The 10,494-nt window shown below is 57.1% G+C and carries 10 protein-coding genes and 4 tRNA genes; 9 read left to right on the top strand and 5 right to left on the bottom strand.

Going from position 1 to position 10,494, the window contains the following annotated elements; all coding sequences use genetic code 11:
* Positions 1–28: 28 nt before the first annotated feature.
* The 3 genes from VGR81_14705 to VGR81_14715 all read right to left on the bottom strand — a co-directional run bounded on the left by VGR81_14705 (position 29) and on the right by VGR81_14715 (position 2,600).
* Positions 29–586 (bottom strand): DUF1697 domain-containing protein, encoded by a 558-nt coding sequence (locus VGR81_14705; protein HEV2290190.1) that lies wholly within the window; start codon positions 584–586, stop codon positions 29–31.
* 62 nt (positions 587–648) lie between these two features.
* Positions 649–1,002, bottom strand: coding sequence for a hypothetical protein (locus tag VGR81_14710; GenBank protein ID HEV2290191.1), 354 nt, complete (start codon positions 1,000–1,002; stop codon positions 649–651).
* Between the two features lie 209 nt (positions 1,003–1,211).
* Positions 1,212–2,600, bottom strand: coding sequence for a pyridoxal-phosphate dependent enzyme (locus tag VGR81_14715; protein ID HEV2290192.1), 1,389 nt, complete (start codon positions 2,598–2,600; stop codon positions 1,212–1,214).
* 139 nt (positions 2,601–2,739) lie between these two features.
* On the opposite strand from VGR81_14715, the gene VGR81_14720 reads away from it, so the two are divergent.
* The 3 genes from VGR81_14720 (at position 2,740) to VGR81_14730 (ending at position 6,186) form a co-directional block, all read left to right on the top strand.
* The gene (locus tag VGR81_14720) at positions 2,740–3,135 is read left to right on the top strand and encodes a RidA family protein (protein ID HEV2290193.1); all 396 of its coding nucleotides are present in this window, start codon (positions 2,740–2,742) and stop codon (positions 3,133–3,135) included.
* A 153-nt stretch (positions 3,136–3,288) separates the two neighbouring features.
* Positions 3,289–5,643 (top strand): PBP1A family penicillin-binding protein, encoded by a 2,355-nt coding sequence (locus VGR81_14725; protein HEV2290194.1) that lies wholly within the window; start codon positions 3,289–3,291, stop codon positions 5,641–5,643.
* A gap of 177 nt (positions 5,644–5,820) precedes the next feature.
* Positions 5,821–6,186, top strand: coding sequence for a DUF6632 domain-containing protein (locus tag VGR81_14730; protein HEV2290195.1), 366 nt, complete (start codon positions 5,821–5,823; stop codon positions 6,184–6,186).
* 27 nt (positions 6,187–6,213) lie between these two features.
* Here VGR81_14730 and thiL read toward each other — a convergent pair whose 3' ends face one another.
* Positions 6,214–7,224, bottom strand: coding sequence for a thiamine-phosphate kinase (gene thiL, locus VGR81_14735; protein ID HEV2290196.1), 1,011 nt, complete (start codon positions 7,222–7,224; stop codon positions 6,214–6,216).
* 259 nt (positions 7,225–7,483) lie between these two features.
* Between thiL and VGR81_14740 the strand changes: the two genes are divergently transcribed.
* Positions 7,484–8,392, top strand: a complete 909-nt coding sequence (locus VGR81_14740; protein HEV2290197.1) for a M23 family metallopeptidase — start codon at positions 7,484–7,486, stop codon at positions 8,390–8,392.
* A gap of 73 nt (positions 8,393–8,465) precedes the next feature.
* Here VGR81_14740 and VGR81_14745 read toward each other — a convergent pair whose 3' ends face one another.
* Positions 8,466–9,536 carry a hypothetical protein gene (locus VGR81_14745; GenBank protein ID HEV2290198.1) on the bottom strand — a complete coding sequence of 357 codons (1,071 nt, stop codon included), beginning with the start codon at positions 9,534–9,536 and terminating at the stop codon, positions 8,466–8,468.
* 163 nt (positions 9,537–9,699) lie between these two features.
* On the opposite strand from VGR81_14745, the gene VGR81_14750 reads away from it, so the two are divergent.
* The 5 genes from VGR81_14750 to VGR81_14770 form a co-directional block, all read left to right on the top strand.
* Positions 9,700–9,772: transfer RNA gene (locus VGR81_14750), tRNA-Thr, on the top strand.
* Positions 9,773–9,920: 148 nt separating this feature from the next.
* Positions 9,921–10,009, top strand: a tRNA-Tyr gene (locus VGR81_14755).
* Between the two features lie 127 nt (positions 10,010–10,136).
* Positions 10,137–10,212 (top strand) — tRNA-Thr (locus VGR81_14760).
* A 16-nt stretch (positions 10,213–10,228) separates the two neighbouring features.
* Positions 10,229–10,303: transfer RNA gene (locus VGR81_14765), tRNA-Gly, on the top strand.
* Between the two features lie 50 nt (positions 10,304–10,353).
* Positions 10,354–10,494 (top strand): GTP-binding protein (locus tag VGR81_14770; GenBank protein HEV2290199.1); only part of this gene is annotated, 141 nt, incomplete at its 3' end.

Genomic DNA, 10,494 nt, shown 5'->3' on the forward strand with positions numbered 1-10,494 from the left:
CGTCGTCATTTTCGCTCAGAATGGCGGATTATTTCGAGGATTCGAGCGCTTCAGCCATAGCAAGGAGCTTGGTGACGGTGTTCCAGTTGCGGCCGGTGATGGGGATTTTCATGGCGCGATCAATGGACGACCAGGAGAGTTCCGCCTGGCCGACGCCGTTGGGGAAATAGATGTAGAGTTCGCGCGAGGAGAAGTGAATCTCCTCGGGGCCGACGTTGATCGCGCGAAGCTTGGCGCAGGCTTCCGTGCTCGCCTCGCCTGCCATGAAACCGACGAGGAATTTGCTGGGATTGATTTCAAGGCGCTTCGCGAAGGGATTGCGCGCGATGACGCTGCGAAGTTCGTCAGCCGTGCGGTGAACGATGCTGGGGCGAAAGCCGAATTTGCGTTCGATGGCTTTTTCGATGCGCGCGGGAAGAGCGGTTACGTCACGCTCGCGGGTGGAGAAAACAACGTTGCCGCTATTGATGTAGGTTTGGCAGCCGGTGAATTTCAGGGATTCATAGAGCGCGCGCAACTGATCCATTTTGATTTGATTGCGGCCGACGACGTTGACGCCACGGAGCAGGGAGATGATGACAGGCATGAGTGCCTCAGCGCTTTTGTTCCATGAGACCGGCGTTCTCTAGGGCCTGACCGCAGGCATAGCTAAGATGAAGGTGGCTCTCCGCCCACTAGATACAAGGCGTCTTCGTAGTCTGCGCCAAAGTTTACGTGTGTAATTTCACTCAGTCGATACTTCGTCGTTCCGGATTCCCATCTTGCTCCCGGACTGATTTCTCGCAGCGTGACGTAACCGTGTTTCATGTCGCTTACGCGGCCGATCCAACAAACATCGGGGTCAACTTGCTCGCGATGGATCGTCACCAATGGATAGACCAGACTGGCCGACAAGATCAACTTGTCGATGCTCGCAAGGTTTACATGTGGCTTCTTAGGCTTCCGTTCGCCCCGTTTCTTCAGTGCGGCCTCTACGAATGCGGCGTACGGATCTCGCTTCAAGTCTTTTACATCGCTAGTGCGAAAGCACTCAAATCCATCAAACCAGCATCGGTCGCTTACAGGTGCAAGAAGAAAAAAGCGAGGACCGACATCAAGGACATAACCGCAGATAGGCGATTTCTCGAATCGTCGGTGGAATCGAACAAACTGCCTGCGGCGCATCGCTTGCAATAGTCGAGACCTAATCTTTTTGGATGCCATTGTTACCATCAACGTTTCTGTTCCATGAGGCCTGCGATAGTGTCCATCAAATCAAATTTGGTGAGGATTTCGAATTTGCCGTTGGACATCTCGACGAAAACGGCCGGGCCGGAATGGCTGAGCAGATGCGTCACGCGCTCGACGGGAGCGTCGCTCGGAACGCGCGGAAGCGCTTCGCCCATCACTTCGCGGATGACGAGCTTGCGCAGATCTTTGCCCTGCAGCGCGAGATTGAGAATTTGATCTTCGTAAATCGTGCCGATGGGATTTTCCTCTTCGAAGACAGGAAGCTGCGAAATGTCCTGCTGCTGCATGGTGTGCAGGGCGTGGAAAACGGTCTGATAGGGGCGCGCGACGATGAGTTCGCGATGCTTGCCGTTTTGATGCTTGAAGCGGACGACGTCGGCGGCGCAGAGCGGGACTTCTGATTCGACGTAGCCGTGCTCGCGCATCCAACTGTCGTTAAAAACCTTGCTGAGATAGCGCATGCCGGTATCGGGAAGGAACGCGACGACGACATCGCCCTTTTTGCATTCGCGCGCGAGGCGCAAAGCGCCGGAGATGCAACTGCCGCCAGAACCGCCGGTGAAAATGCCTTCGGATTTGGCGAGGCGGCGCGCCCAGACGAAGGATTCTTCGTCGGTGACTTGCAGAATGTCGTCGAGAACTTTGAAATTCATCGTGGACGGGAAAATATCTTCGCCGATGCCTTCGACGACGTAGGTTTGCGCCTTGCCGACTTTGCCGGTCTTGAAAAATTCGTAGTAGAGCGAGCCGATGGGATCGACGCCGATGATTTTCACGGCGGGATTTTTTTCCTTGAGGAAGCGCCCGACGCCGCTGATTGTTCCGCCGGTGCCCATGCCGCAGACAAAGTGCGTGATTTTGCCGTCGGTGTCCTTCCAGATCTCCGGGCCGGTGGTGTTGTAATGGGCTTCGGGGTTCATGGGATTTTCGTATTGATTGGGATAAAACGAATTCGGGATTTCGCGCGCGAGTTTCTTGGCGACGGAATAGTAGCTGCGCGGATCTTCAGGCTCGACGGCCGTGGGGCAGACGATGACTTCAGCGCCGAAGGCCTTGAGCAGATCGATTTTTTCGCGCGACTGCTTGTCCGTGATGGTGAAAACGACTTTATAGCCGCGCACGGCGGCGACGAGCGCGAGACCCATGCCGGTGTTGCCTGAAGTGCCTTCGATGATCGTCCCGCCGGGTTTGAGCAGGCCTTTGCGTTCGGCTTCGTCAATCATCCAGACGCCGATGCGGTCTTTCACCGAGCCGCCGGGATTGAGATAATCGGCTTTCACGTAGACTTCGGCGTGGATATCCTTGGTCAGGCGATGAAGGCGAATGAGCGGCGTATTGCCGATGGCTTCGAGAATGTTTTTGCAAAGCATGTTGAAGCAGCGACCTCGATTTGAGCTATGAGTGCTACAGATAAGGTTACGGACTTTGCGATGCGAAGTCCAGCGGAGCTGAGCGACGAGTTCTTGCAGAAAAATTGCTGAATCAAGGGTGGGAGAAAGGGAGAAACAAGTGAAACGGAAGAATATTTCGAGCGGGGCGCCGTGGGAGCCGATTGTGGGATATTCGCGCGCGGTGAAGGTGGGCGCGCAGATATGGGTGTCGGGAACGACGGCGACGAATGCGAAGGGCGAAATTGTGGGCAAGGGCGATGCGTACGCGCAGACGGTGCAGACTCTGAAGAACATCCAATCGGCGCTCGAAAAAGCAGGCGCAAAGATGGAGCATGTCGTACGCACGCGAATTTTCGTCAGGAATATCCAGGAGTGGGAGAAGATCGGCCGCGCGCACGGAGAAGTATTTGGGAAAATCCGGCCGGCATGCGCGATGGTGGAAGTCTCGGGACTCGTTTCGCCAGACATGCTGGTGGAAATCGAAGCGGATGCGGTGATCACAAGCGGAAAGTGAATTGGTCGACAGAAAATTTAGACGGAGCCACCGAAATGAGCATGGGATGAGCGAAATCGTACTCCGGCGCAGAGGTCGCTGAGCTTAACGATTGAGAACGGTGCCGCGCGGGACCCGCGCCGCGCTGTGCGGATGCGCTACAATGAAAATGAAATGGGCGATCCGCCACAGGGAAGAATCCTCCTCGAAGGAGGAAAGGCATTTAGCCGCATCGCGCTGATCATTCTGGTTCTCTGCTCGATTGCGTTCGGCGCGGCCACGGGGCTTCTGTTCGCTTACAGCAGCGATCTGCCGCAAATTCAGGAGCTGGAAAATTATCATCCCGACGTCGTCACGGAACTTTACGCCGACGATGGCACGCCGATTGGAAGCTTTGCGCTACAGCGGCGCATCCTGCTGACCTACGACCAGATTCCTCAGATTCTTCGCGACGCAATCATTTCCACCGAAGACCGGCACTTCATGCAGCACTGGGGCGTGGATTTTCCGCGCGTGGCGGAAGCCGCATGGAAAAATCTGATTACGGGAAGAAGAGCCGAAGGCGCGAGCACGCTGACGATGCAACTCGCGCGCGTGCTGTTTCTCTCGCCCGAAAAAAAATTCAGCCGCAAGGTCGAAGAGACGATGCTGGCGATTCAGATCGAGCGCCATTACACGAAACAGCAGATTTTTACGATGTACTGCAACCAGATTTACCTCGGAGCGGGAAATTATGGGTTCGAGGCAGCCTCGGAATTTTATTTCGATAAGCCCGTGGGGCAATTAACGCTGCCCGAGGCGGCGACGCTGGCCGCGATTATTCGCGGGCCATTTTATTCACCGGTCCTGCATCCTGATCGCGCGCTGGCGCGGCGCAATCTGGTGCTGGATTTAATGGCTGCGAACGACAAGATCACTCGCGCGCAGGCCAAGGAAGCGCAACAGGCGCCGCTGGGCCTGCAATTGACGTATTCGCAGAACAACAATCTGGCACCGTATTTCGTCGAAGAAATTCGGCAGAAGCTTGAGCAGGAATTCGGTTCGGAAGCCGTGCATCAGGAAGGCCTGCGCGTCTATACGACACTGAACGCGAAAATGCAACGGGATGCGGTGCAGGCTGTGCGCGACGGGCTGCATGCGTATGACCGGCGTCACGGCTGGCGCGGCAACCTGCCGAATATTTTTCAGCAGCATCTTGGCACGCTGCGCAGCTATGAATCGCCGGGATGGCGCGAACCGATTCAAGCAGGAGATTACGTCACGGGATTGATCACCGCAGTGGACGCGAACGCGGCAGTGGCGAAAATTGGAGACTATCGCGCGGTAATTACCGCTCCGGACTTTGCATGGACGGAAGCGAAATCGCCGCGCGATTTGCTGCACGTTGGCGATCTGGCCAATCTCCACATCGAAAGCTTGAACGGGGCGACGGCAAAAGTCGAACTGGAACAGATTCCCGCGGCGCAAGCTTCGCTAATCACTATCGACAACGCCACGGGCGAAATCAAGGCCATGGTCGGCGGGTACAGCTTCGAGCTATCCAAATACAATCGCGCCACGCAGGCGATGCGGCAGACGGGAAGCTCGTTCAAAGTTTACGTTTATGCGACGGCCTTGGAGCAGGGTATGTCGCCGTTTGACGTCGTTTTGGACGAGCCAGTGTCCTACACGAGCGGCGACCAGATCTACACGCCACGGAACTACGATGACACGTTCGAAGGACGCATCACGCTGCGCCGCGCGCTGGCGGACTCACGCAACGTGCCCGCCGTGAGAATCCTGGACAAAGTCGGAATTCAAAATGCGATCGACACGGCGCGGCGATGCGGCCTTACGAGTCCATTGCCGCCGTATTTGCCGCTGGCGCTCGGCGCGGCGGATTTGACGCTGCTCGAGCACACTTCGGGGTTCTCGGTGTTTCCAGACGACGGTGTGCACATCCAGCCGCATATGATTCGCCGGGTGACGTCATACGACGGCGCGATTCTGGAAGAAGCACGGCCGAAAGTGACCGACGCGATTCCGCCGACGGTTGCGCGGACGATGGTGGCGATGCTCGAAGATGTCGTCCACTTTGGGACGGGCGTGCGCGCGCAGGCGCTGGACAGGCCTTCGGCCGGAAAGACCGGCACGACGAACGATTTCACGGACGCGTGGTACATCGGATTCACGCCGCAGATTACTACGGGCGTTTGGGTCGGATATGACGATCCGAAAACTTCGCTGGGCCCAAAGGAAACCGGAGCACGAGCGGCGCTGCCCATTTGGCTGGAGTTCATGCAGCAGGCGAGCAAGGGAATGCCGGTCGAAAATTTTGCCAACGTGGAGTCGCTCGAAGACCTCGCAAAGACTCAGCATGAGGAAGTGGACGTGCCGGATACGGCACCGCCCGCGGATTTGAGCGAACAAGGCGAAGCTCCAAAAGAGCCTGCGCAACCACCTAAGCCGAAGCCTGGCGGACCCGACGCGACAGGGAAGCCGCCGATCACGCCGGGCGCGCCTTCCATTTACGGCGCGGCGAACCGTTGATTTTTCGTAAGTCGCCTGTGAAGCCGGTGCCGACATCGGCTCCCAATCAGCCGGTGAAGGCGGCAAGCAAGCCCAACACGGCGCCAGCAGTTCATTAAACAAATTGGTCGTCAAGTGCGTATTCTCTTTCAAGGACCGTTATGCAGAGGGCTGGCCGAAGTCTTCGGAGGAGGTAAAATGGGGCGAGAGCGTGCACTGAAGATTGCCCTGGTGCTGATTGGATTGCTCTTTGTGGCAGGCGTCTACCCACTGCTCTTGTTGTTCAAACACGAGGCAGCGCTGGCGATGATGCTCAGCCTTTATGTGACCCTTGGCGTTTTCTTGCTTTTCGCGGTTCGGAATCCATCAGCCAATCGCAGCTTGATTGCATTTACGGCATGGTCGAGCTTTGTGCATGCCGCGGTCATGGGAGTACAGGCGCTGCGAGGCTTTGTTGAGTATGGTGAGCTGTGGGGCGTTCTCGCCTTGATTATCATCGGAGTTATTCTGATTGCCCTCGCGCCAGCAAAGTCGGCGGGATCCGAATCAGCAGCGGCGGCCTGACCGAAGCTGGCTTCGTGCCTGCAAGCTTCAGAACGGCTGCCAGCCTCCTGGTTCCAGTAACGATTGAGTGCCGTCAGCGCGAATGAGCCTCAGTTTTGTGTCCCGAGTGACTTCGCCTATTTTGGTGATTTGCTGCATAGCTGCAAGACGGCGAAGGCGCGAAAGCGATTTCGGCGGGACGGTGAAGAGCAAGCCATAATCGTCACCGCCGTGAAGCGCCAGCTCAAGCGGAGTGAGGCTCGTACGTTTCAACAGTTGGGGAACTCTCACAGTGGGGATTTGCGGAGCCCAAAGCCGGGCGCCGACTCCGCTTGCCGCACAGAGACGGGCCAGATCGGTCGAAAGCCCGTCAGAGATATCCATCATGGCGCTGGGTATGCTGTCACGGGCCAACGATTCGGCGAGGTCCAGCGGAATGCGCGGGTAGAAATGCGGACGCAGATGCTTTTTCAGCGAAGGCCGGCGAGACAAGCCGCGAAGGACGATTTCGAGGCCCAACTGTGCGGCACCGAGCCGTCCACTGACGTAGAGGAGATCGCCGGGACGTGCTCCAGCCCGAGTGACGGCCTTACCGTGCGCGATTTCTCCCAGCACGGTGATGCTGATTGCCACGCGCTGCGTTTTCGAAATGTCGCCGCCAACAAGACGAATTCGCGATTCCCGAGCCGCGCGAGCCATTCCGCGGGCAAATCGGGCGAGCCAGTCGTGCGTCTTTTGGGATGGGAGCGCGAGCGCAAGCAGGAAGTAGCGCGGACGCGCGCCCATGGCCGCGAGATCGCTCACCGCGCGCGCAAGGGACTTGTACCCGATCGACTCAGGTGGATGAACGCTATCGAGGAAGTGGATACCCTCGAGGGATGAATCACAGCTCAAGACCCAATCGGTCTTTCCTGAGGGGCGCAGTACCGCTGCGTCATCGCCGATTCCCAAAGGGATGCCAGACTGTCCATGGCGTTCCAAAATGGAAGGAACCGCGCGTGTAAGTCTTTTAATTAGCGTGTTTTCCCTGTCCTTCAGGCCAGTTGAAATGGGGCTCATGGCGCGTTGTATAATTCTATCCAGTGGCACGATTGTGCCCACCGGATTATAGAGGTGATTCGGTGGATAAAGCGAGCGGCCTGTCTCAAAGAGAGAGAATTTTCGGTTGACTCTCGAGGGGTAGCACAATTATAGTCGGGCCGGGTTTCGAACCAAGTCTCGCGGTTCAAACGCTTTTGAGCATGCGCAGACCGTTATGAGGGGCCAGCGGTCATCCAGTCCAGCGCAGAGAGCAGCTCAGGACTTTTAAACTCAAGCCATGAGAAGGAAACATTACACATTTTTTATTGCTTCCACGGACTCCGGAAAGATGCGGCGTCTGCAGATACCGCACTATGTTCTGCACTTCCTGGGGATTCTTGCAGTTGTCGGCGGGATTACAGTGCTTGTGGCTACGGCTTCGTATTCGCGGATGCTCTGGAAGGCGGCGGCATATAACTCACTGCAGCGCGACCAGGACAATCTGAAGGCTCAGTATCATCAGTTGCAGACGCAGGTGAAGGACGCGAACCAGAGACTGAATTCCTTACAATCCCTTGCGAGCCAGGTTGCCGTAGCCTACGGTTTGGCGCCGGTCGCAGAGGTGCCGTTCGGGTCGAAGGACAGCTCAAGCCAATCGAATTCGGCATACGAACAGACACTCGACCAGTTCAATTTCCTCGAGCAGAATGCAGCCGCCGTGGAGCTTGCCTCGACGGGCACCGTTCGTTTGCTTCCCGGAAACAACATTTTGAATGCGCCGTTTGTGCCTTCGCTGTGGCCGGTGATGGGCAGAATCACGAGCCGCTTCGGCGAACGGCTGGATCCGTTCGACGGCGAGGGTGAATTTCACACGGGCTTGGACATCGCGTCGCACTATGGCGATGACGTGCGGGCGGCGGCGGATGGCGTGGTGGTTTGGACAGGGGATCGGGAAGGGTATGGCCGAGTCGTAATTGTTGATCACGGGTTTGGAATCACGACATGGTACGCGCATCTTTCCGCGTATGTAGCGCAAGTCGGAATGCGCGTGAAGCGCGGCGACGTAATCGCGTATGAAGGCGATAGCGGCCATGCCACGGGACCACATCTGCATTTCGAGGTGCGCATCAACAACGCGCCAGTGAATCCGTGGCGCTATCTGCATCAAGCCGATGACGGTGGTGCGATTTCCGGCGGCGGTGACTGAAGCAAGCGGCGCCGGACATTTGAAATTTCTCTTCGAAGATTCCTCGCGATGTTTCTGACGGTGGGATTCCTTACTATTTGAGTCTTGAATTAACTTCTTTGGAGGCGGAGTCGGCCGCGGCGTGCATCATTTCGGGCGTGATTTGGATGTGGAGGCGCACGAGATGACTATCGTGGGAAATGTCTGCGGCTTTGAGCAGCGCATCGAGCGCGGGCCACTGCGGGCCGATCTCCTGCCGGGTGCGCGAATCAGCCAGAGCCATGCGGCCCATCAGCAGCAGGCCATTCAAAGTCGTGGAGAGCTTGAGAGCATCAACCGTAGAATCGCATTCGGCCGCGGCGGCGATTTTCAAATTTGCGCCGGCGGGCAATCCTGCGATCGAAATATTTTGAATGCTTTGGAGAATCTCAGCGAGCTGCGCGTCATGGGTTGCGTCAATGCCGAGCTGTCGGGAGAGATCTTGCGTTCGCGCCACGGCAAAAATCGGCGCCGCGGCAGTCTTGGCAATTCGCTGGGACATGGCAGGATCCAGGCGATTTGCATTTGGCTCGAGCATGTACGAGATCTCCGGACCGTCGGCGAGAGCGATTTCGTCCGGTGCGAGAAAGACAAAGCGCACCGTGCGGGAAGAGCCTTCCTCGCGAACCTCGAGGATTTTCGAGTCGCCCTGGTTTACCGCGTGGCCATGAGTTAGGGCGTATCGCTCAATCTTCCTTTCATCGAATTTTCCCTGCGCCACCGCGACAACGCTCGTAGGGGAATTCGCGGGCCACAAAGCCACGGCCACGCGATCGAGATCGCGCGAATAATCGAAGCCCGTGTCCTTGACGAATTGCGTGTACTCGGGATCCTGTGCGGCCGATGGGGCGAGGGAAGTAAGTTCATTGGCAAGGGGAGAGTCGCGCAGCGCGCCGACATTCGCAAATACGATGGCCGTGGCGCCGGGCGGTAATTGATGAACCAAGTCCACGGAAACACGGACGGCGGCGGCTGCCTTGCCCGTGGCGGTTGGACTGGGAGCAGCTAGGGAAGCGTCGCTGAGCGCCAGCGCGCGCTCTCTTCTTTCGCTGCGAAGGTATAAATAAGCAATTCCTGCCACAGCAAAGGCGAGAAGCACCAAAATGATTGTGAGGGCGCGTTTCATGCGGACGAGTATGGATTAATTTTGCAGTATAAAGTTGCCGGAGAATGGTGTAAAGTTGGATGGTAAGAAGAACATAAAATTCATAGTGGCAAGCGTCGTGCGCGGGTGTTCCCGGGCCTTGCAATTATATTGCCCATGTGATACCTTCGACAGGTTTGCTTCTGCTGGCGTAGCTCAGTTGGTAGAGCATCTGATTTGTAATCAGAGGGTCGGGGGTTCAAATCCCTCCGCCAGCTGAGTTTTGAGGGATCGGAATTTTGGTTTTGGAAATCGGCGGATTCCTCGTATTACAAACGAACGGGCTGGTGTCTCTGGACACGAGCCCTTTCTGCGTTGCGAAGTTCTCCGGTCGGGACCAACGGATCATGCGCCGTAGTTCTCGCGGGACGGGTGGGTGAGTGGCTAAAACCAGCAGACTGTAAATCTGCCGCTCCTTGCGGGCTACGGAGGTTCGAATCCTCCCCCGTCCACCATACATGCTCGCCGGAGCGCGGAAGTGCGGAAGACAGGGAAACAGCTCGATCTCGAAAAATTTGGCGGATGGAAATCCAAGGAATCGTTGGCGGGGCAGCGCAGCGCAAAGCCAGCGAACGGGTGGACGCCTGGGTAGCTCAGTTGGTAGAGCGCGTCCTTGGTAAGGACGAGGTCACCGGTTCAATCCCGGTCCCAGGCTCCAGGATTGCAGTCAGGTGGCGGGGGTAACTCAGGGGTAGAGTCTCTGCCTTCCAAGCAGATGGTCGCGGGTTCGAATCCCGTCCCCCGCTCCATCACGACCGGCGCACTAGGCAGCAAAGAATTCGACTGAGGGTAGGAAACGATGGCGAAGGAAAAATTTGAGCGGAGCAAACCGCACTTAAATATTGGGACGATCGGGCACATCGATCACGGGAAGACGACGCTGACGGCGGCGATCACCAAAGTGCTTTCGAAGCACAACCCCAAGGTGCAATTCCGGGCG

This window comes from Candidatus Acidiferrales bacterium (assembly GCA_035934015.1).
In the GTDB taxonomy this organism is placed as follows: domain Bacteria; phylum Acidobacteriota; class Terriglobia; order Acidiferrales; family UBA7541; genus DAHUXN01.